Origin of the sequence: Planotetraspora kaengkrachanensis (genome assembly GCF_016862895.1) — a bacterium.
In the GTDB taxonomy this organism is placed as follows: domain Bacteria; phylum Actinomycetota; class Actinomycetes; order Streptosporangiales; family Streptosporangiaceae; genus Planotetraspora; species Planotetraspora kaengkrachanensis.
On record NZ_BONV01000013.1, the window covers coordinates 171,150 to 192,749 of the forward strand.

At 71.0% G+C, this 21,600-nt stretch carries 19 protein-coding genes; 11 read left to right on the plus strand and 8 right to left on the minus strand.

Features of this window, described 5'->3' with window-relative positions; genetic code table 11:
- Positions 1–6: 6 nt before the first annotated feature.
- The 7 genes from Pka01_RS16655 (at position 7) to Pka01_RS16685 (ending at position 9,463) form a co-directional block, all read left to right on the plus strand.
- The gene (locus Pka01_RS16655; protein ID WP_203883664.1) at positions 7–1,596 is read left to right on the plus strand and encodes a serine/threonine-protein kinase; all 1,590 of its coding nucleotides are present in this window, start codon (positions 7–9) and stop codon (positions 1,594–1,596) included.
- 13 nt (positions 1,597–1,609) lie between these two features.
- Positions 1,610–3,001 (plus strand): class II fumarate hydratase, encoded by a 1,392-nt coding sequence (locus Pka01_RS16660; protein ID WP_203883665.1) that lies wholly within the window; start codon positions 1,610–1,612, stop codon positions 2,999–3,001.
- Positions 3,002–3,068: 67 nt separating this feature from the next.
- Positions 3,069–3,830: a 3-hydroxybutyrate dehydrogenase gene (locus Pka01_RS16665; protein WP_203883666.1), complete on the plus strand. Its 762-nt coding sequence runs from the start codon at positions 3,069–3,071 to the stop codon at positions 3,828–3,830.
- Position 3,831: 1 nt separating this feature from the next.
- Complete coding sequence (locus Pka01_RS16670; protein WP_239115054.1) at positions 3,832–5,685, plus strand: helix-turn-helix domain-containing protein; 1,854 nt, start codon at positions 3,832–3,834, stop codon at positions 5,683–5,685.
- 78 nt (positions 5,686–5,763) lie between these two features.
- The gene (locus tag Pka01_RS16675) at positions 5,764–7,110 is read left to right on the plus strand and encodes an MFS transporter (protein WP_203883667.1); all 1,347 of its coding nucleotides are present in this window, start codon (positions 5,764–5,766) and stop codon (positions 7,108–7,110) included.
- Positions 7,110–8,447: a prolyl oligopeptidase family serine peptidase gene (locus Pka01_RS16680; RefSeq protein WP_203883668.1), complete on the plus strand. Its 1,338-nt coding sequence runs from the start codon at positions 7,110–7,112 to the stop codon at positions 8,445–8,447. The genes Pka01_RS16675 and Pka01_RS16680 overlap by 1 nt, the downstream gene beginning before the upstream one ends.
- Positions 8,444–9,463 carry an alpha/beta fold hydrolase gene (locus Pka01_RS16685; RefSeq protein WP_203883669.1) on the plus strand — a complete coding sequence of 340 codons (1,020 nt, stop codon included), beginning with the start codon at positions 8,444–8,446 and terminating at the stop codon, positions 9,461–9,463. The genes Pka01_RS16680 and Pka01_RS16685 overlap by 4 nt, the downstream gene beginning before the upstream one ends.
- Here Pka01_RS16685 and Pka01_RS16690 read toward each other — a convergent pair.
- The gene (locus Pka01_RS16690) at positions 9,445–11,370 is read right to left on the minus strand and encodes a glycosyltransferase family 2 protein (RefSeq protein WP_203883670.1); all 1,926 of its coding nucleotides are present in this window, start codon (positions 11,368–11,370) and stop codon (positions 9,445–9,447) included. The genes Pka01_RS16685 and Pka01_RS16690 overlap by 19 nt on opposite strands.
- Positions 11,371–11,568: 198 nt before the next feature.
- Between Pka01_RS16690 and Pka01_RS16695 the strand changes: the two genes are divergently transcribed.
- The gene (locus tag Pka01_RS16695; protein ID WP_203883671.1) at positions 11,569–12,204 is read left to right on the plus strand and encodes a hypothetical protein; all 636 of its coding nucleotides are present in this window, start codon (positions 11,569–11,571) and stop codon (positions 12,202–12,204) included.
- On the opposite strand, the gene Pka01_RS16700 is transcribed toward Pka01_RS16695, so the two are convergent.
- Positions 12,201–12,827 (minus strand): aggregation-promoting factor C-terminal-like domain-containing protein, encoded by a 627-nt coding sequence (locus Pka01_RS16700; protein WP_239115055.1) that lies wholly within the window; start codon positions 12,825–12,827, stop codon positions 12,201–12,203. The two genes, Pka01_RS16695 and Pka01_RS16700, sit on opposite strands and share 4 nt — an antisense overlap.
- Positions 12,828–13,175: 348 nt before the next feature.
- On the opposite strand from Pka01_RS16700, the gene Pka01_RS16705 reads away from it, so the two are divergent.
- From Pka01_RS16705 to Pka01_RS16715, 3 genes are read left to right on the plus strand one after another with little or no spacing between them, the layout of a single operon-like run.
- Positions 13,176–13,850 (plus strand): response regulator, encoded by a 675-nt coding sequence (locus Pka01_RS16705; RefSeq protein ID WP_203883672.1) that lies wholly within the window; start codon positions 13,176–13,178, stop codon positions 13,848–13,850.
- On the plus strand, positions 13,847–15,277 hold the full coding sequence (locus Pka01_RS16710) for an ATP-binding protein (protein ID WP_203883673.1): 1,431 nt from the start codon (positions 13,847–13,849) through the stop codon (positions 15,275–15,277). The genes Pka01_RS16705 and Pka01_RS16710 overlap by 4 nt, the downstream gene beginning before the upstream one ends.
- Entirely contained in the window at positions 15,274–15,822 is a 549-nt protein-coding gene (locus Pka01_RS16715; RefSeq protein WP_203883674.1) for a hypothetical protein, read from the plus strand. Before Pka01_RS16710 ends, Pka01_RS16715 begins: the two co-directional genes overlap by 4 nt.
- A gap of 9 nt (positions 15,823–15,831) precedes the next feature.
- On the opposite strand, the gene phoH2 is transcribed toward Pka01_RS16715, so the two are convergent.
- From phoH2 to Pka01_RS16745, 6 genes are all read right to left on the minus strand, one after another.
- Positions 15,832–17,142, minus strand: a complete 1,311-nt coding sequence (phoH2, locus tag Pka01_RS16720; RefSeq protein ID WP_275414471.1) for an RNA 5'-3' helicase PhoH2 — start codon at positions 17,140–17,142, stop codon at positions 15,832–15,834.
- Between the two features lie 263 nt (positions 17,143–17,405).
- Positions 17,406–18,167 (minus strand): isoprenyl transferase, encoded by a 762-nt coding sequence (locus Pka01_RS16725; RefSeq protein WP_203883675.1) that lies wholly within the window; start codon positions 18,165–18,167, stop codon positions 17,406–17,408.
- A gap of 54 nt (positions 18,168–18,221) precedes the next feature.
- Complete coding sequence (locus tag Pka01_RS16730) at positions 18,222–18,611, minus strand: SCO6045 C-terminal-like domain-containing protein (protein WP_203883676.1); 390 nt, start codon at positions 18,609–18,611, stop codon at positions 18,222–18,224.
- Positions 18,604–19,446 carry an MbnB/TglH/ChrH family RiPP precursor modification enzyme gene (locus Pka01_RS16735; protein WP_239115056.1) on the minus strand — a complete coding sequence of 281 codons (843 nt, stop codon included), beginning with the start codon at positions 19,444–19,446 and terminating at the stop codon, positions 18,604–18,606. The genes Pka01_RS16730 and Pka01_RS16735 overlap by 8 nt, the downstream gene beginning before the upstream one ends.
- On the minus strand, positions 19,421–20,413 hold the full coding sequence (locus Pka01_RS16740) for a TIGR04222 domain-containing membrane protein (RefSeq protein WP_203883678.1): 993 nt from the start codon (positions 20,411–20,413) through the stop codon (positions 19,421–19,423). Before Pka01_RS16740 ends, Pka01_RS16735 begins: the two co-directional genes overlap by 26 nt.
- A gap of 163 nt (positions 20,414–20,576) precedes the next feature.
- Positions 20,577–21,563, minus strand: coding sequence for a TIGR04222 domain-containing membrane protein (locus tag Pka01_RS16745; RefSeq protein WP_203883679.1), 987 nt, complete (start codon positions 21,561–21,563; stop codon positions 20,577–20,579).
- Positions 21,564–21,600: the final 37 nt, after the last annotated feature.

Consider the following 21,600-nt stretch of genomic DNA (forward strand, 5'->3'; position numbering starts at 1 on the left):
CTTAATATGCCGGAACAGCAACAGCGGCTGATCGCCGGTCGGTACGAGCTGATCACGCCGATCGGCCGGGGCACGATGGGCACCGTCTGGCGCGCCTACGACCACTCGCTCGCACGGATCGTGGCGGTCAAGCAGATCCGCCAGGACTCGACGCTCAACCGCACCCAGCGCGAGGAGCTGCGGGAACGCATGATCCGCGAGGGCCGCATCGCGGCCCGGGTGCGCCACCCGTCCGTCGCCACGATCCACGACGCCATCGAGGTGGACGGCAGTCCCTGGATCGTCATGGAGCTGATCGAGGGGCGCTCGCTCGAGCAGGTGATCGACGAGGAGGGCCCGCTGCCGCCCCGGCTCGTCGCCCAGATCGGCTACGACCTGCTGGGCGCGTTGCGGGCCGCGCACGCCCAGAACATCCTCCACCGCGACGTGAAGCCCGGCAACGTGTTGCTGACCGACGCGGGCCGGGTCGTCCTGACCGACTTCGGCATCGCCAAGGCGCCGGGCGACAGCCCGCTGACCCGGACCGGCATGGTCATCGGGTCACCGGGATACACCGCGCCGGAGAGGGCCAGAGGCGACTACACCGGCCCCGAGTCGGACATGTGGTCACTCGGCGCGACGTTGTACTTCGCCGTCGAGGGACGGCCCGCCTACGAACGGGGGACGGTCCAGGAGACGCTCGCGGCGCTCATGACGGAGACCGCCGATCCGCCCACGCAGGCCGGCCCGCTGCGTTCCGTGCTCGACGGGCTACTCGACAAGGACCACACCACGCGGCTGACGCCCGACAGGGCGGCCTCGATGTTACGGGCGGTGGCCGAGACCCCTTCGGGCCGGGCCCAGCCCTCTGCGGCGCCCTCAGGGGCTCCCCGCACGGCTCCGCCCTCCCCGTCGCCCTCCGCCCAGCGTCCCGCGCCGCGGCGCGCGGACGACGAGGGGACGATGGTGATCAAGCGGCCTCCGATCGGTGCTCCCGGATCCAGGCCCGCCTCTCCGCCGCCGGCGGCTCCGTCGGCTCCGTCGTCCGCCTCCCCGGCCTCACCGCCGCCCGCTCCACCGGCGTCCTCCCCGCCGCCGGGACCCGCGCCCGCCCGAGGCGGCTCGGCGGGTCCGCCCGAACACGAGACGACGGTCCCAGGAAGGGTGCCCGGCCGTCCCCTGCCGCGGGAGGACTCGGGCCTCCCCCAGGGCCGGCCCGCCGCCCGGCCTCCGGAGCCGCGCCACGCCCCTCCGCCGGCCGCACGGCGACCCCCCGTGCCCGGCCCGGCCGCGGGCCCCATGCCGGGTGCCGGAGCACCCGGATCCGCCGTGCCGGGCCCCGTCAGGTCCGGGCCCGCCGTACCCGGACCGGGTGGGGGCCCCGTCGCGCCGAGGCCGCCGCAGGTCCCCGGCCCGCCGCCCGTACCCGTGCCGCCGGCCTCGCCGGATGACCGCGGGCTCGGCACCGACCTGTTCGCGATGAGAGGCGAGCCCACCGAACCGCGGACGGACGGCAGGACACGCGTCCTCACGGTGCTCGCGATCGCGCTCGTCGCCTTCATCGTGCTCGCCGCCGTGGCGGTGGCGGCCTTCGCCGCCGGTCCCGGCGGCACTTGATAGGACTGGACGCATGGACGATTTCCGGATCGAGCACGACTCCATGGGCGAGGTGCGGGTCCCCTCCCACGCGAAATGGCGGGCGCAGACCCAGCGGGCCGTGGAGAACTTCCCCATCTCGGGCCGCGGGCTCGAGCCCGCGCACATCTCCGCACTCGGACGGATCAAGGCGGCCTGCGCCGCGGTCAACGCCGAGTACGGAGTCATCGACAAGGACCTGGCCGCGGCCATCAAGGACGCCGCGGACGAGGTCGCAGCGGGACGCTGGAACGACCAGTTCCCCGTCGACGTCTTCCAGACGGGCTCGGGCACCTCCTCCAACATGAACGCCAACGAGGTCGTCGCCACGCTCGCCGAGGAGCGGCTGGGACGGCCCGTCCATCCGAACGACCACGTCAACGCGGCCCAGTCGTCCAACGACGTGTTCCCCTCCTCGATCCACGTGGCCGCCACCACGGCGGTCGCACACGACCTGACCCCCGCGCTCGAGCACCTCGCCTCGGCGCTGGAGCAGAAGGAGTCGGAGTTCGCCGATGTGGTCAAGTCGGGCCGCACGCACCTCATGGACGCGACGCCCGTCACGCTGGGCCAGGAGTTCGGCGGCTACGCCACCCAGATCGAGCTGGGGATCGAGCGGTTGCAGGGCGTGATCCCGCGCCTCGCCGAACTCCCCCTCGGCGGCACGGCGGTCGGCACCGGCATCAACGTCCCCGCCCCGGACTGGGCGGCCACCGTCATCGCGGAGCTGAGCCGCATCACCGGCCTGCCGTTCACCGAGGCCAGGAACCACTTCGAGGCGCAGGGCGCCCGTGACGGGCTGGTGGAGCTCTCGGGCGTGCTGCGGGTGATCGCGGTCTCCCTCAACAAGATCGCCAACGATCTCCGGTGGATGGGCTCCGGCCCGCGCGCCGGCCTGGGCGAGATCAACCTCCCCGACCTCCAGCCCGGTTCCTCGATCATGCCGGGCAAGGTGAACCCGGTCATCCCCGAGGCGGTCACGATGGTGGCCGCGCAGGTCGTCGGCAACGACGCGACCATCGCGATGGCGGGCGCCTCCGGGGCGTTCGAGCTCAACGTGATGCTCCCGGTCATGGCGCGCAACGTGCTGGAGTCCATCCGGCTGCTGGCGAACGTCTCGCGCCTCCTGGCCGACAGATGCGTCAACGGGATCACCGCCAACGCCGACCGGCTCAGGGAGTACGCCGAGTCGTCCCCGTCCATCGTCACCCCCTTGAACCGGTACCTCGGCTACGAGGAGGCCGCGAAGATCGCCAAGCAGGCGCTCGCGGAGCGCAAGACGATCAGGCAGGTCGTCGTCGAGCGCGGCCACGTCGCCGACGGCACGGTGACGGAGGCGCAACTCGACGAGATCCTCGACGTGCTCTCCATGACCCGGCCCACATAGGGAGGCGACGATCTATGTCTGCCGACCCCATGGGCCGGACCGGCCGCGATTCCTAGGGTGAGTCGTCATGAGCCTTGATGGGCGTACCGCTCTGGTGACGGGTGCGGGCAGCGGCATCGGCCGGGCCTGCGCCCGCCGGCTGGCCGGCGACGGCGCGCACGTGATCGTCGCGGACGTGAACCGCGACGCCGCGAAACAGGTCGCGGCGGAGGTGGGCGGCGTCCCCTTCGTCGCCGACCTGTCCGATCCGGCCTTCCTCACCACCTGGGAGGACCAGCTCGGCGGAGAGGTCTCCGCCGACATCGTCGTCAACAACGCGGGTTTCCAGCACGTCGCGCCAATCGAGGAGTTCCCTCCCGAGATCTTCTCGAAGATCCTCCAGGTGATGGTCGAGGCGCCCTTCCTGCTGGCCAGGGCCATACTGCCCGGCATGTACCAGCGGGGCTGGGGACGGATCGTCAACATCTCCTCCGTCCACGGCCTGCGGGCCTCGCCGTACAAGTCGGCCTACGTGACGGCCAAGCACGCGCTGGAGGGCCTCTCGAAGGTGATCGCGCTCGAGGGGGCGGCCCACGGCGTCACGTCCAACTGCATCAACCCCGCCTACGTCCGCACGCCGCTCGTGGAGAACCAGATCGCCGACCAGGCGCGGACCCACGGCATCAGCGAGGACGAGGTCGTGGAGCAGGTCATGCTCGCCCCCGCGGCGATCAAGCGGCTGATCGAGCCGGACGAGGTCGCCGAGATGGCGGCCTACCTCTGCGGCCCGCAGGGGTCGTTCGTCACCGGGGTGTCGATCCCGCTCGACGGAGGATGGAGCGCGCGCTGACGTGAACGTCTACCTCGAACTCCTGGTCAGGGAGGCTTCGGCCGTGGAGTTCGAGGGGCCGGTCCTGCAGGCGCGCGCGGCCGGCGCGGACCCCGCGACGATCGACGAACTCGAACAGGCCAAGTTCGCCGCGCTTAAGGTCCGTGCGATGTTGCGCAGGAGGGCCAAGCGGGAGGCCGAGCTTTCCGCGCTGTTCGACACGGCGAGCGACCTCGCCGGGCTGACCGACCTCGACGCCGTGCTCGAGGCGATCGTCCACCGTGCCCGGCTCCTGCTCGGCACCGACATCGCGTACATGACGCTGAACGACCCCGAACGCGGCGACACGTACATGCGGGTCACGGACGGGTCCATCTCCGCGCACTTCCGGCGGGTACGGCTGGGCATGGGCGCGGGCCTCGGCGGCCTGGTCGCGCAGACGGGCATGCCGTACAACACGGCGGACTACTTCGACGACCCCCGGTTCCGGCACACGAACACGATCGACGAGGCGGTGCAGGAGGAGGGCCTGGTGGCCATCCTCGGCGTTCCGCTCCGCATCGGCGCCCAGGTGATCGGCGTGCTGTTCGCCGCCAACCGCAGCGCCCGGCCGTTCCTGCAGGAAGAGGTGGCGCTGCTGGTCTCGCTGGCCGCGCACGCCGCCGTCGCGATCGACAACGCCCGGCTGCTGCAGGAGACCAGGGCCGCCCTGGCGGAGCTGAGCCAGGCGAACGGTCTCATCCGCGCGCACAGCGAGGCCATCGAGCGGGCGGCGGACGCCCACGACCGGATGACCGGCCTCGTCCTGCGCGGAGGGGGCGTGGAGGACGTGGCGGCCGTCGTGACCGAGGTGCTCGGCGGCAGCCTGACCGTCCTCGACGACGAGGGCCGTCCGCTCGTCGGGCAGGCCGGCGACCTGGACGCGGGGGTCTTCGACGCCGCCCAGTCGTCGCGCGCGCTCGGCCGCACGGTCAAGAGAGGCGACGCGTTCGTGGCCTCGGTCGACGTCGGCGCGGCGCCGTTGTGCACGCTGGTGTTGCGGACCGACAACCCGGTCTCCGACGCCGACCAGCGCATCCTTGAGCGGGCCGCCCTGGTGACCGCGCTGTTGCTGCTGTTCAGGCGCAGCGTGTCCGAGGCCGAGGGCAGGGTGCGCGGCGAACTGCTCGACGACCTCATCTCCCGGCCCGACCTCGGCGGTCTGCGCGACCGCGCGCGCAGGCTCGGCGTCGACCTCGACGCGCCGCACGTGCTGATCGTCGCCCGGCACGACGGGCAGCGGGAGCGGGCCGCGTTCTGGGCGTCGTCGCAGGCGTCCATCGCGCACGGCCTGGCCGCCGCACGCGGCGACGAGGTCGTCCTGCTGCTCCCCGGCGACAAGCCGGGTCTCATGGCGCGCCGTGCCGCGGCCGACCTGAGCGCCTCGCTGGGACGTCCGGCGACGGCCGGAGCGGCGTCGGGCAGCACCGCGTCGGTCGCGGACGCGTACCGCGAGGCCCAGCGCTGCGCCGACGCGCTGATCTCACTCGGGCGCGCGGGCGACGGAGCGAGCGCGGAGGAGCTCGGCTTCGTCGGCCTGCTGATCGGCGAGGGCCGTGACGTCGCCGGCTTCCTCACCTCGGCCCTCGGCCCGGTCCTCGACTACGACACGCGGCGCGGGACCGCCCTCACCAAGACGTTGACGGCCTACTTCGGGGTCGGCGGCTCGTTGTCCCGCACGGCGGACGCGCTGCACATCCACGTCAACACGGTGACCCAGCGGCTCGACCGGGTCGGACAGCTCCTCGGCGCCGACTGGCAGGAGCCCGAGCGGGCACTGGAGATCCAGCTCGCCCTGAGGCTGCACCGCCTGCGCACCCACATGTCCGACGCCTGAGGTGTGTGTGGGAGCCCCATAGGAGTGACCCGGGTCACTGCGTACGTTGGCCGGAACCCCCCATGCGAGGAGTTCGACATGGTCAGCACCCCCCAACCCCGCACCAGAATCGGCAAGATCGTCGGAGCCAGCCTGATCGGCACCACGATCGAGTGGTACGACTTCTTCCTGTACGGCTCCGCCGCGGCTTTGGTCTTCAACAAGCTGTTCTTCCCGACGCAGGACGCGCTCACCGGCACGCTGCTCTCATTCCTCACCTACGCTGTGGGCTTCGCCGCCCGTCCGCTCGGTGGGCTGGTCTTCGGGCACTACGGCGACCGGCTCGGCCGCAAGCGGCTGCTCGTCATCAGCCTCCTCATGATGGGCGGCGCGACGTTCCTGATCGGCCTGCTCCCCACCTACGCCACGCTCGGCACCGGAGCCGCGGTCCTGCTGACCCTGCTCCGGCTGGTCCAGGGATTCGCACTCGGCGGCGAATGGGGCGGCGCGGTGCTGATCGTCTCCGAGCACGGAGAGCCGCGTAACCGCGGGTTCTGGGCATCGTGGCCGCAGGCAGGCGCCCCGGGCGGCAACCTGATCGCCACCGGCGTGCTCGCGCTGCTCACGGCCGTGCAGTCCGACGACGCCTTCCTCTCCTGGGGCTGGCGGATCCCGTTCCTGCTGTCCGGCGTGCTCGTCCTGATCGGCCTGTGGATCCGGCTGACGGTCAGCGAGTCGCCGGTCTTCCAAGAGGCGCTCGCCAAGCAGGAGAAGGCTCCGTCGGTGCCCATCCTCGACGTGCTGCGCTATCACTGGCGCGACGTCATCCTCGCGATCGGCGCCCGGCTCGTCGAGAACATCTCCTACTACGTGATCACCGCCTTCATCCTGGTGTACGCGGTCGAGGCGGCGGGGCTGGCCAAGCAGACCGCGCTCAACGCGGTGCTCATCGCCTCGGCGATCCACTTCATCACGATCCCGATGTGGGGCGCGCTCTCCGACCGGGTCGGCCGCCGTCCCGTCTACCTGTTCGGCGCCGCCGCGATGGGCCTGTGGGCGTTCGCCTTCTTCCCGCTGATCGACACCAAGTCGTTCTTCCTGGTCACGCTGGCCGTGACCGTCGGACTGCTGTTCCACGGCGCGATGTACGGCCCGCAGGCGGCGTTCTTCTCCGAGATGTTCGGGACCCGCATGCGCTACTCGGGCGTCTCGATCGGCTACCAGCTCGCCTCGATCGTGGCCGGCGCGCTCGCCCCGATCATCGCGGTCAAGCTGCTCGACTCCTACGGCTCCGGCCTTCCCGTCTCCGTCTACGTGGCGGTCGCGGCCGTGCTCACCCTCGTCGCCGTCTTCGTGACCAAGGAGACCCGGGACCGCGATCTGGCCGCCGTCGAGGCGTCGTCGAACCCCGGCCCGCAGCCCGTCCACGCCGTCAAGGAGGCCTGATGTTCCGTCGCGTCAAGGGACTGCTCGTCGCCGCGGTGGTCGCCGCCGCCGGCCTGTCCGCGGCACCCGCGTCCGCGTCCACCTGCCGCAGCATCGCCGTGCCCGGGGCCGAGCACCAGATCAGCGCATGCCTCGACGACCTCACAACGGCGGGCACGGTGGCCTCCGGCCACACCGACGTGGCCGACTGGACGGGTCTCAACTCGGCGGGGGCGGTGAACCCGTCCGGCGTGCCCGGCACGCAGATCGACGGGTACTTCCCCGACACCTCGACCGGAGACACCAACCACGGCTGGAACCACGACGCGCAGTTCGTCATCCGGCTTCCCGAGCACTGGAACGGCGGCCTGGTGGTCGCCGGGTCACCGGGCAACAGGGAGACCTACGCCAACGACTTCACCATCTCCGACTGGGTGCTCGCCAAGGGCTACGCCTACGCCGCGACCGACAAGGGCAACACCGGCACCACCTTCTACCTCGACGGCAAGCGCCCCGGCGACGCCGTCGCCGAGTGGAACGACCGGGTCAGCCAGCTGGCCGTCGCCGCCAAGAAGGTCGTCAAGAAGCGGTACGGCAAGGCCCCGAAGACCACGGTCGTCGCCGGCCAGTCCAACGGCGGCTACCTGGTGCGCTGGCAGTTGGAGAACCGTCCCGACCTGTGGGACGGCGGCGTCGACTGGGAGGGCGTCCTCTGGACGGCCGACGGCCCCAACCTGATGACGTTCCTGCCGCCCGCCCTGCGGGCCTACCCGGCGGGCGACACCGCGGGCGTGACCGCCGCCGGCTTCGCGCCCGGCTCGTCGTTCCTGTGGCCGTTCCATTACCAGATCTACTGGGACCTCACCCAGCGGATCTACCGCGAGGAGTTCGACCCGGACTTCGACGGCGCCACCCAGGCGGGCACGCCGTTCTGCGCCTCAGGCACGCCCGCGTGCGACGCCGACTACGACTACGCGTCCAGGCCGAGGAGCGTGCACAAGGCCGTGGAGAAGGTCTCCCTCACCGGGAAGATCAAGCGGCCGCTGATCACGGTGCACGGCACTCTGGACACCCTGCTCCCGATCAGCCAGGATTCGGACGTCTACGCCACCATGGTCGGCGACCAGCACCGCGGCGGCCTGTTCCGGTACTACCGGGTCGAGGGCGGCAACCACGTCGACGTGCTGTACCCGACCGCCCCGGACCAGCTGCGCCCGCTGCTGCCCTGCTTCCGCAGCGCGTTCACCGCTCTCGAGAAGTGGATCGGCAACGGCACGCAACCCCCCGCAAGCAGCACCCTCCCCCGCCCGGCGACGGGCGACCTGGAAAACACCTGCTCTCTCGGAGCCACGCAATGAGTCCATCCCTCACATCCGAGCGCGTCACCACCTCGCGCCTGAACCTCAACGTCGTCTCAGTGCCGGAGTCGGCGGGCGAGCCCGTCCTCTTCGTCCACGGCAACGTCTCGTCCAGCACGTTCTGGCACTCCACGATGAAGGCGATCGCCGGCGACGTCCGGCCGCTCGCACTCGACCTGCGCGGGTTCGGCGAGTCCGACCCCGAGCCGGTGGACGCCTCACGTGGTGTGCGGGACTACTCCGACGACGTCCTGTCCTACCTCGACGTCATCGGGCCCGCCCACCTCGTCGGCTGGAGCCTGGGCGGCGCCGTCGTCATGCAGGCGCTGCGGGACCGGCCTGAGGCCGTCAGGAGCCTCACCCTGGTCAACCCCTGCTCGCCGTACGGCTTCGGCGGGACGCGGGGCCCCGAGGGGACGCTCAACCACCCCGACGGCACGGGCTCGGGCGGCGGCGCCGCGAACGCCGACTTCGTGGCGGCGATCAAGGCACGCGACCTCACGGCCGACTCTCCCGTGTCGCCCCGCGCGGTGCTGCGGGCGGCCTACGTGGCGCCCGGCACGGACCTGGGCGAGGAGGAGGACGCGTTCGTCGAGTCCATGTTGTCCACCCGCATCGGGGACGACCACTACCCGGGCGACATGTCCGCGGCAGAGGCGTGGCCGGGCATCGCGCCGGGCAAGCGGGGCGTGCTCAACACCCTCGCCCCCACGAACTTCCGCATCGACGACCTGCACACGATCGAGCCCAAGCCGCCGATCCTGTGGATCAGGGGTGAGCAGGACGTGATCGTCTCGGACACGTCACTGTTCGACCTCGCCCACCTGGGCGCCATCGGCGCGGTCCCCGGCTGGGACGGCACGCCGGCCCAGCCGATGATCGCCCAGACCCGCGCCGCCCTCGAGCTCTACGGCGACTACCGCGAGGTGGTCATCGAGGGCGCGGGCCACGGCCCCCAGATCGACCGGCCCGCGGAGTTCCGCGAGGCGCTGCTGGCTCACCTGCTCGGACGGTAGCGAAGCACCCGCCGCGCGATCCTTCTGAGGAACGACGGTGCGGGACGCGTCCCGGCGGGCAGGACCCTCACCTGCCCGCCGCGGCCGACGGCCAGGCCGAACAGCAGGTCGACGTCCTTCTCGTCGATCCGCAGGCTCGGCCGCCAGGATCCCGGCCCGATGCTGTCGTCCCCGCGCGTCCTGCTCACCGGCACCTTGGCGATGAGCTGGCCGGCCAGGCGCCCGGGGATCCCCGGCTCGACGAACGCAGGGACCGTCGTGCTCCGCCCGCGTCCGTCCCCCTGGCGCAGCACCAGCTCGGCCGGCGGCCCTCCGCTCGGCGGCACGTACGGCACGGGCACGACGACGAAGACGTGCCCCTCCTGGCGGGCGACCGACGCCTTCGACGACACCAGCGCGATGGAATCGGGGAACGACTTGGGTTCGACGCAGACGCCGAGCTCGCCGCGCTCCGACCAGCACGGCACGACCAGCCGGCGGGGATCCTCCGCGAGGATGCCCGCGCAGTTCATGGGCGCGTCGGGCCGGGCGACGCGGGTGCGGCAGGGGTGCACGCCGCGCATCCGCACATGGACCTCCCACACGCCGGGGCGCAGGGGCCTGCCGAGGGCGGCCGACCCCACGTCGAGCCGGGCCTCGCCGCTCGCCCGGACGCGCACCTGGTCCCCCACCGTGTCCCGGTCGACCGTGCTCGTCACCGGGAGGAAGTACATGACTCCGGTCTCCGCGTCGCGGATGTAGACCTCCATACGGGCCTTGTCCGCGGCGTCGGTGACGTCGGCGGTCTCCTGGTCCAGCAGCCCGTCCATGGGCACGGTGGGCGTCCAGAACAGCCGCCCTCCCTCTTCGCGGAACCACAGCGGGCTGCCGTCGGCGCGCACGATCTCGACGCCGAGGTCGAGGGCCAGCACGCTCTGCTCCCAGCGCACGTCGCGCAGCTCGGCGCGCAGCCTCGTTCCCTGGGAAGCGGCGGCGAGCTCGACGAGCGTCTGCAGCCTGCCGTGCCGGAGCAACGCCACCCGCGCCCTCAGGTGAACGGGGAGGTAGGCGTCGAGGGCGGGCGGGAACCGCTCGACGGTGAGGCGGTACATCAGCGAGAACAGGATCGTGCGCTCGTCCTCGGAGGCCGCCAGGAACCGGCTGCCGCCGAGGCGCCGCAGCCCCAGCGCCCGGTACCAGTGGGCGTAGACGCGGTCGCGCTGCCTGCCTGGCCCGGTGTGGGCGTCGACGACGTCGAGGATCGCGTGCAGGCCGTCGAACAGGGCCTCGGGATCGGGCGAATCGTCCTCGCTGGGACCGAGGTGGCAGCAGATCTCCTCGGCGAGGATCGCGACCACCTTCGCCGCCAGGTACGCCCTGGTCACGAATGACGGCTCGGACAGCGGGCGGTCGGGGAAGCGCAACTGGAGGGCCTCGACGAACTCGCGGTTGAACAGCTTGTGCGCCGTCGGCAGCGCCAGCAGGTGGTCGCGCAGGACGTCCGCGCGCGGCTGGTTCCCGGCGAAGGCCGACAGCGGCGGCCCGCCGTCCACCACGCGGCCGACCAGCACGTCCGCGTCGGCCTCGACCGCCATGCCGTACATGTGCTCCAGCGCGGCGGACTCCAGCCGGTCTCGCTGGTTCATCAGGTAGACGTAGTCGCCGCGGGCCGCGGACAGGCCCATGTTGCGCACCCGGGCGAGGGAGCCGCTGTGGTCCAGATGCAGCACGCGGACGTTGGGCCGGTTGGCCGCCATCGCGTCGAGCCTGTCGCGGGCGCCGTCCGTCGACCCGTCGTCTACGAAGATCACTTCGTATTCTTCCGGCGGGAGCGACTGCTCGAGGAGCGAACGCACGCACGCGCCGAAGGCGTCATCCGCCAGCCCGGGGTTGAACACGGGCACAACCACGCTGACCTTCACACCCATGAGGGCAAGGGTGCATTGCGGACCGGTGGTGTCCCTCAGGCTTGCCGAATGGTCGACCAAATCTGACCAGAGAATGGACGCCTCACCGGTGTGGACCGGACCGGCCGCCGGCGGCCGGCGTGCAGGGCGGCGATCCACGGCCGGACCGGCGCGAAATCCCGTTGGACGCGATCGCCGCCGATCGGCCAGGCTGGCGAGATGCTGCTCAAGCTGACGGGATCCAGCTGCTCGGGCAAGTCGACACTCGCCTTCTCCGTGGCCGGCAGGCTCCGAGGAGTGGCGGTGCACGACTTCGACGAAGCCGGTGTGCCGGAGGGCGCGGACCGCACCTGGCGCCAGCGGACGACCGAACTGTGGGTGCGCAGAGCCTTGGACTACCAGGAGCGTGGGGTGGACCTCCTGCTCACCGGCCAGTCTCCGCTGGGGGAGGTCCTGGCCGTCCCCTCAGCTCCTCTGCTGGACGCGATCGCCGTGTGCCTGGTCGACGTCGCCGGCGACGAGCGGCGCGACAGGCTCGTCGGACGTGATCCCGGCCGATGGGACGCCTCCGCCGTCGCCGCGTTCCTCGGCTGGGCCGCGTGGCACCGCGGGCATGCCCGCGACCCCCGTCATCTGCCTGAGGCCGTCACGAACGGCGGCGCGCCCGAGATGGTCTGGAACCGCTGGACCGGATGGGCCGCGACCGACCCGCGCTGGCGGACCCATGTGCTCGACACCACGGGCCGGCCGCTTGCGCGTTCCGTCGACCAGGTCGAGGCGTGGATCGCGGAGCAACGCGACGCGCACCGATCCGGCGTGCTCCCGCTCGCCGGAGGCTGGGCCGATACGGCCTAGTACCAGCCGACCGACTGGGAGTGCGCCCAGGCGCCGCAGGGCGACTTGTAGCGGCCGGCGATGTACCCGAGCCCCCACTTGATCTGGGTCGCGGGGTTGGTCTGCCAGTCCGATCCCGCGCTGGCCATCTTGCTGCCCGGCAGAGACTGGGGGATTCCGTACGCGCCGCTGTAGCGGTTCATCGCCCGCTCGTTCCAGTGGCTCTCCTTGTCCCACAACTTCTCGAGGCATCCCCACTCGCTGCTCCAGCCGCGGGCGTCGGCCATCTGCTTGCCGAGCGCCTTGTTGCTGCCGGGGTCCGGGGTGGAGCCGGGCGGGAAGTTGGCCACAGGGAAGCCGCCACCGCCCGGGGCCTTCGGAACGATCTTCACCGGGTCGAGGTTCGCCTTGCGGCTGTCGGTGACCTCTTTGAGCCTGTCCTGCTTGAGCGCCTGGACGGCGTGCGCCTTGAGCGCGTCGTTCTCCGGGTTGGGCGCGTAGGGATCGCTGTTGGCGATGTCCTGGAGGGTGAGCACGTCCCTCGGCGCCTTGGCGTTCTCCATGGCCGTGCGGACCACGTAGGCCGTGCCGCCGGCGAGGACCGCGATCGTGACCCCGATGATGGCGACCCGCTTGGGGGTCACCCAGCCAGGCTTGGACTTGACGCCGGGACGCTTCGATCGAGAACGGGGCGCGGGCGGACGATCCCTCAGCTGCTGACCAGAGCTCACGGCACCTGAGCTTGCCCTGTCTTGGGAGGTGTTGCGCACCTAATCGAGAAACACACTTGGTGTTCTCTTGACCTAACCCGCCTGCTACATGGACTTTCCATAGAAATGTGATTTTGGTCACATCACCCGTAAATCATGCCACTGCATGCCCAACGGGAAGTCCTTGCCACTCTCCCCTCTTTACATGTGGATCATGTGCGCCCGATGTCACAGTTTCATGTCGAAGATGGGAGAACGTCCGGACAGAACCATAATGACCGCGTGGCAGGCATCCTCCTCGTCGAAGACGACCCCTCCGTCCGCACCGGGCTCGAACTGGCGCTCACCCGCCAGGGGCACTCGGTGACGACGTACGCGTCGGGTGAGGAGGCCCTCGACCACGTGCGGGCGCGCAGGCCCGAGATCGTCATCCTCGACGTGATGCTGCCCGGCATCGACGGCGTTGAGGTCTGCCGCCGCATCCGCAAGCTCGACTCGCTGCCCATCATCCTGCTGACCGCGCGCGGCGACGACCTCGACGTGGTCGTGGGGCTGGAGGCGGGCGCCGACGACTACGTGGTCAAGCCCGTCGAACCGCGCGTTCTCGACGCGCGCATCCGGGCGATCCTCCGGCGGCTCGAGTCCGCGTCCTCCGACCGCGTCAGCTTCGGCGACCTGGTGATCGACCGGGGCGCGCTCAAGATCAGTCTGGACGGCCGCGAGATCCACCTCACCCCCACAGAACTGCGCCTGCTGCTCGAGCTCGTCCGCCATCCCGGCCAGGTGCTCAACCGCCGCTACCTGCTGCGGGCCGTCTGGGACCACACCCACGTCGCGGACTCGCGGCTGGTCGACGCGTGCGTGCAGCGGATCCGGGCCAAGATCGAACCGGTGCCCGCCGACCCGGTCTTCATCCACACGGTCCGCGGATTCGGGTACCGCTTCAGCCCGCCATGACCTGGCTGCCGACCGGGCTGCGCGCCAGGCTGGTGATCACCTTCCTCCTGGTGGCGGTGACGGCGTCCGCGATGGTCGCGGGACTCGGCTACCAGCTCGTCCGGCGGGAACTGCTGGACCGGGCCGAGCGCGCCGCAGTCGCCGACGTTCGCGAGACGCTCTCCACGATCACCCTGCCCATCGGCGCCAGCGACGTCGTGTGGCCGAGCGACAGCACCGTCACCGACGACGACCTGGCCGGCCTGGTCAACGCGCTGAACGCCCCCGGCCGCTCGGTGATCATGACGTACGGAGACCTCCAGCACACGAGCCCCGACGGCCGCTTCACGTTGAGCGACGTCCCCGACCAGCTGAGGTGGCAGTCCGGCAGGAGGCTCGTCTACCAGCGCCTGCGCATCGGGAACCAGCCGTGGCTGCTCGTGGCCACCCAGATCCAGCGGATCAACCAGAGCGGCGCCCAGCGCGCCACGGGACTCACGGCGTACGTCTTCGTCTCCCTGGCCGAGGAGGAGGGCGTCCTGTTCCGCCTCCGCACCGCCCTGGCGCAGGCGGGAGGCATCACGCTGACGATCGCGCTGACGGTCGCGCTGGTGTCGGCCCGGCGCGTCCTGCTGCCCGTACGGAGGCTCGGCGTGGCCGCCCGGGCGCTGGGATCCGGGGACCTGCACGTCAGGCTCCCCGTCCGGGGCAAGGACGAGCTCGCCGAGCTCACCGCGACGTTCAACGAGACGGCGGCGGCCCTGGAGCACACGGTCTCGGAGCTGCGCACGCTGGAGTCGTTGTCCCGCCGCTTCGTCGCCGACGTCTCCCACGAACTGCGGACTCCGCTGACCGCCATGACGGCGGTGACCGACATGCTCACCGAGGACGCCGCGCGGCTGCCCGACGACGCGGGCGAGGCGATGCGCATCGTGGTCCGCGAGATCGACAGACTCCGGGTGCTGGTCGAGCATCTGATCGAGATCAGCCGCTTCGACTCCGGCGCGGCCGTGTTGCGGCAGGAACGCGTCGACGTGGGCGACTGCCTGGCCGACTCCCTCGAGATGCGCGGCTGGGCCGACCAGGTGAAGCTCACCATGCCCGTCGGCCTGATGTTCTCCCTGGACCCGCGCCGGTTCGACGTCATCGTGGCCAACCTCGTGGGCAACGCGCTTCAGCACGGCTCGCCGCCCGTGCTGGTCCGCGCCCGCGTCGACAGGCAGGGACTGGAGGTGACCGTGCGCGACCACGGGAGAGGCATCTCCGAGGAGGCGCTGCCGCACGTGTTCGACAGGTTCTTCAAGGCCGGGTCCGACCGGGCGAGAAGCGTGGGCAGCGGGCTGGGGCTGGCGATCGCCAAGGCCAACGCGGAGTTGCACAACGGCACCATCACGGCGGAGCGCTGCGAGCCCGGCACCCTGTTCCGTCTCAGGATCCCCCGATCATGAGACGGGTCCTGCGGAGCGGCCTCGCGCTCCTGGTCGCGTTGCTCGCCGCCGCGGGGTGCGGCGTGCCGCCCACGGGCGTCGTCGACACCGGCCCCGCGCCCATCGCGCGCGGGGCGGCGAGCCTCACCAGGATCTATCTCGTCCGGGACGGACGGCTCCAGCTGACGAGCGTCGCCGTGGGCTCTCCGCATGTCAGCGACTTGATGGCCACCCTGTTCAGGGCGGACGCCGAGCCCACGGAACGGCTGAACACGGCGCTGGACGGACTGCACCTGGCGGAGGTGCAGCTGGTCCGGTACGTGCCCGACGCGAGCAGCCGCAACGATCCGGACAACACCGTCACCCTGCGCATGCGCGTGTTCGTCAGCGGCCCGCGGATATCCAGGATCGCCATGGCCCAGATCACCTGTACGGCACGGCTGCGCTCAGAGGTCTGGGCCGTGGAGATCGCGCACGGCACTCCCGGCGACACGGGACCCCTGAAGGTCCACACGTGCCGGGAGTACTGGGATCTGGCCCCCAGGGACGGCCATCTCCCCCCGTGACGTCGGCCGTCAGACGGCGATGTTCTCCAGCATCTCGGTCACCAGCGCGGCGATCGGAGACCGTTCCGACCTGGTGAGCGTGATGTGCGCGAACAGCGGGTGTCCCTTGAGCTTCTCCACGACCGCCACGACGCCGTCGTGCCGGCCCACGCGCAGGTTGTCGCGCTGGGCGATGTCGTGGGTGAGCACCACGCGGGAGTTGGCGCCGATCCGCGACAGCACGGTCAGCAGCACGCCGCGCTCCAGCGACTGCGCCTCGTCCACGATGACGAACGCGTCATGGAGCGAGCGGCCGCGGATGTGGGTCAGGGGCAGCACCTCGAGCATGCCGCGGTCCAAGACCTCCTCGATGACCTCGGGCGACGTCACCGCGCCGAGGGTGTCGAAGACGGCCTGCGCCCACGGGCCCATCTTCTCGTTCTCAGAACCGGGCAGGTAGCCGAGCTCCTGGCCGCCGACGGCGTAGAGCGGGCGGAAGACGATGACCTTGCGGTGCTGACGCCGTTCGAGCACGGCCTCCAGACCGGCGCACAGGGCGAGCGCCGACTTGCCGGTGCCCGCCCGACCGCCCAGGGAGACGATGCCGACCTCGGGATCCATGAGCAGGTCGAGCGCGATCCGCTGTTCGGCCGACCGGCCGTGCAGGCCGAAGACCTCCCGGTCTCCCCTGACCAGCCGTACGGACTTGTCCGGCAGAACCCGGCCGAGCGCGGAGCCGCGGCTCGACAGCAGGCGCAGTCCGGTGTGGCAGGGCATCTCGCGGGCCTCCTCCAGGTCCGCGGTGCCGTTCTCGAAGAGAGTCTCGATCTCCTCGGTCGTGACCTGGAGTTCGGCCATGCCGGTCCAGCCCGACTCGACCACCATCCCCGCGCGGTACTCCTCAGCGGCCAGGCCGATGGAGGCGGCCTTCACGCGCATCGGAAGGTCCTTCGACACGAGGACGACGTCGCGGCCCTCGGCCGCGAGGTTCTGCGCGACCGTGAGGATGCGGGTGTCGTTGTCCCCGAGGCGGAAGCCGGCGGGAAGGACGGATGGATCACTATGGTTGAGCTCGACCCGGATGGTTCCGACGCCGATCGGCATCGGCTCATCCAGCCGCCCGTGCCGCACCCGGAGGTCGTCGAGGAAGCGAAGGGCCTCGCGGGCGAAGTACCCCAGTTCGGGGTGATGCCGCTTGGCCTCGAGTTCCGTGACGACGACGATCGGGAGGACGACCTCGTGCTCGTCGAAGCGGCTCATCGCCGCCGGGTCAGCGAGCAGGACCGAGGTGTCCAGAACGTAGGTGCGGGATGCGGACGGGTTGTTCGAGGACACTGCCACGCGTTCTCCCCCGGGCACCGAAGACGGCGCCCTGCCTTGACTGGTGGTGAACGGACCGGGCCCGTGACCTGCGGAAGCGGGTCGGGACTCCGGCCCGCCTCGCAAGGTCGTGACGCAAGGACGGGCCCTCTCCCCAGGTAAGAGCCATCGACCAGGTCGATGGCGACTCACCTACCACGGTACGTAATGAAGCCTCCCGACCCAATAGTTGGGCGCTGTCCGAAAGAGGCAGTTCATGTACCGTTTGGAATGATCTCGGCGGCCTAGGAGCCGTACCGCCGGTTACGCGCGGCGTAGGAGCGGAGCGCCCGCAGGAAGTCGACTCTGCGGAAATCAGGCCAGTAGGCCTCGCAGAAATAGAACTCGGAGTGGGCGCTCTGCCAGAGCAGGAATCCGGACAGTCGCTGCTCGCCCGACGTCCGGATGACGAGGTCCGGATCGGGGAGGCCGCGCGTGTAGAGATGCTCCGCGATGTGCTCGACATCGAGGACCTCGACGAGGTCTTCGATGCTCGCGCCCTTGCTTGCGTGCTCCTGGAGGAGGGAGCGCACCGCATCAGCGATCTCACGTCTTCCTCCATACCCAACCGCAACGTTCACAATCAGCCCGGGACGATGCGATGTGGTTTCTTTTGCATCTTTGAGGACACGAGCCGTGTGATCGGGCAGCAGGTCGAGCGACCCCATCGGGGACACGTGCCAGCCCTGGTCGACGAGGTCCTGCACGAGCCCCTCGATGACCTGGAGCAGCGGCCCCAACTCGGCCTTGTCCCTGGAAAGGTTGTCGGTGGAGAGCAACCACAGTGTCACGTATTCGACACCGGCCTCCCGGCACCAGACCAACAACTCCGAGATCTTGTCGGCGCCCTTCTGGTGGCCGTGGCTGACGTCGCGCAACCCCATGGCCCGTGCCCAGCGCCGGTTGCCGTCGACGATGACGCCGACGTGGCGGGGAATCTGATTCGAGGAGAGCTTGCGCTCGAGCCTGCGCTCGTACAGCTTGTACACGAGATCGCGCACGCCCATGAAGTCCTCTTCCTTCGCGACCTGGGAGCCTCGGTGAGGCAATTATCGCGGGACTCATGGAGTAGACGCGCCACGCCCGTCCCCCTCTGAGGGGAACCGTCCCTGTTGGCCCAGCCAGTCGGCGAAGTTCCTCGCGTCCGCCTGCGAGCCTCCGGCGGGCTTGGGACGGCCGTCGGCGTAGGCGGCGAACGTCGCGGCGAAATCAGAGCCGAGTGAGACGACCAGGTCGGGCCGCCTGTGGGCGACGATTCCCCGCCGCTTCGCGACGAGGCTGTGCGCCTGAATCCTGACGCGTACACGGTCGAAACCGTCGGGCACCGCGCCCCCGGCCACCAGGGCCGCGAGCAGAGCCGCCTGGGCGGCCCGCAGCGACTCGCGCGCCGCCTCCGCCGGCCCGTGGTCGCGCCAGCCCTCCCCGTACGGCACGGCCGCCCGCTCAGCCACGCGCGGCCCGGCCACGTGCCATGGCGGCGCGGATGCGGTCAAGCTCGGCCGCCATCGCCCGGTCGCTCGGATAGGCGTCGTCCCATTCGAGCAGGACCCCGGGGGGCCGTACGCGGCCGCACAACTCCGCCAGGATGTCGAGCACCGCCTCCGGGGCGGCGGCGGTGTGGGTGTCGTGCCAGACGTCGCCGTGGAGGTGACCGCCGGCCACGTGCACGTAGGCGAGCTCGCCGAGCGGAAGCCCGTTGAGGGCGTCGCTCGCGTCCAGCCCGAGGTTGACCTGGTTGGTGTACAGGTTCGCCACATCGACCAGCAGCTTCACCCCGGTCCGCTCGACGAGCTCATTGAGGAACTGCGCTTCGGTCAGCTCGTCCCCCGGCCAGCCGAACAGCGCCGCCACGTTCTCCAGCGCGAGCGGCACGGGGAGGGCGGCCTGCGCGAGCCGTACGTTCTCCGCGATGACGGAAAGGGCCTCACGAGTCCGGGGAACGGGCAGCAGGTGCCCCGCCTCCAGGTCTCCCTCGCGGACGAACGCCAGGTGCTCGCTCACGAGCGGCGCCTGGAGCGCCTCAGCGCAGGCGGCCAGATGTGCGAGGCGTGCCGGGTCGGGTTCGTCCGCTCCGCCGATGCCGAGGGCCACGCCGTGCGGGATGACCGGGACGCCCCGTGCGCGCAGCAGGGCGAGCGACTCCGGCAGCCGGGCGGGGTCGACGTTCTCCGCGATCACCTCGACGAAGTCGACGTCGAGCCGCTCGACCGTCAGGTCGATCTCCGAGCGCCATCCGATGCCGACTCCCAGCTCGGCCCGCTCAGCTGCCCCCTCCACAACCGCCACCGCACCCTCCTCCACCACAACTCGAACCGCCTCCGCAGCCGGAATGGCCACCGCACGAATGACCGCCGTCGGATCCGGCGGATTCGGTCCCCCAACCCGAGACTCCGCCTCCGCAGGACCCCGACGCACAGCCGGACGAGCCGCTCGGGCCGTTCAGGCTGTGATCCCGTTCCCGGTCGATTTCGGTCGCGACGGTCTGATCGGGCATCGCACCCAGCCCGTAGAGGGCGACGCCGCCTGCCACACCGGTGTAGAGCGCGCCGTCCGCCATGACGGAGGCCGGCTCGGCCCGTGTACGCGCGTTCCTGGCCTGCGCGGTCTCGAGGGCCTCGCGCCCGCTCATCGTGAGAAGGCCAGGAAGCGATCTCGAGTAACGGCGGCGGGCCCGCAGGCCGGCCACGGCGGTGACGCCTGCCACGAGCATGGCCGCGACGAACGCCGGACTCCACGGGAGACGACCCGTGAGAAGGAACATGAGGTTGACGGCCGTGACCACGAAGGCGAGGGCGACCAGGAACCCCAATCTGGTGTTGATCGCACGTGGGCCGTTGAGTGCGCCGTCCGGCAGCAGGAGCCCTTTGGCGATCAGGCGCAACTTGAGGTCGGTCATCGCCGGGCCGGCCGCGACCTCGTGGCGGATCTCCGACGTCGAGCGACCGCCCGGTGCGGCCGCCAGGTCGAGTACGGCCCGCTCGACTCCCTCTGTGGGCGGAACGGCTCCGGCGACGACGGTGACGCGGCCTCCCCGGGCGACGCGGACGAGTTCCCGCTCCACGAGCAGCGCGATCGCCGTGTTGATCACACGACGCGGGCCGCCGGCGAGATAGGCGAGCTCGTAGTGGGTGAGATCGTCCCGGCTGAAGCCGGAGATCGACCGGATCCTGCGGTGCTCCCGGGTGAAAGCCGACGCCGCGTTCCAGGCGAGAACCGCGACGACGACCGCGACGACGAGAAGTGCGAACTCCATGTCGACCTCCTTTGGGGGAGAGGAGGAAGCGCGTAACCACCGCCCCGCGGGCCATACGGTCGGCGCCCCGTCTACCCGGTTAGACGCACGGGAATCGCCGGAAGTTTCCCCCACAGGGGCCCATGCCGTACGGGATCGGCGGCGCACCGGCCTGTGGAGGATCTCAGCCTCCGCACCCGCCACAGCCTCCGCAGCCTCCGCCCCCGCAACCGCCCCCACCGCAGCCGCCTCCGGCCGCGGAGCCGGTGTCCTGCTCCTTCTCCCGCGCGTCCTTGCGATCGACCTCGGTGGCGATCTGCTGCGCGATCCCCCGATCCGGCAGCGCCCCCAGCCCGTAGACCGCCACGCCGACGGCCAGGGCGGCGCCGACGGGGCGTCTCGCCACGCCGGTTCGGGCCCGCCGTTTCGCCGTCCGATGCGACGGCTCGCGTGCCGCCGCCGAGGCCGCCGTACGGGCCTGGGCGTCCTGCACGGCTCGCTGCCCTTCCGGGGTGAGCACGCTCGTCATCTGGAGCGTGTGGCGCCGGCGGACGCGGAGGCCGTACAGGGCCGCCAGGACGTTCACGAGCACCGCCGCGACGGACGGCACGCTCCAGGAAACGAGGCCGACGACCTGCACCAGGAGTGCGAGCGCGACGACAAGGCACTCGAACACGATGAACCCGGTCAGCACACCGGCCTCCAGCCGGCGCCTGTCCGCGGTCCCGTCGGAGATCAGCAGACCCTTGGCGACCAGGCGCGACTTGAGGCCGGTCATCGCGGGGCTCACCGGGAGATCCCGGCGGAGCTGGGCCGACCTCACCCCGGGGCGAGCGGAGACCGACGCGAGGACGGCCTGCTCGACGGCGTCGTCCGAGACCCGGGCCGCCCTGGACACGAAGTGGACGCGGCCTCCCCGCGAGATCCGGACCAACTCCCTGTCCATGAGCGCGACGATCGCCGTGTCGACCACACGGTGGGGGCCGTCGGCGAGGTAGGCCAGCTCGTACAGATCGAGTTCATCCCGGCCGGCCGGCCCGGCGCCGTCCCCATTACCGCCGGCCGCCGGCATGGTCCCCACGACGAACGTGGTGAATCCGGCGATCACGACGGCGACGACGAGGAGCACGTACTCCATGTCGACCTCCTGGGGGAGGAGGAGGAGCGTCACGCCACGGCGGCTGTAGTACGGCTTGCGCCTCGTCTAC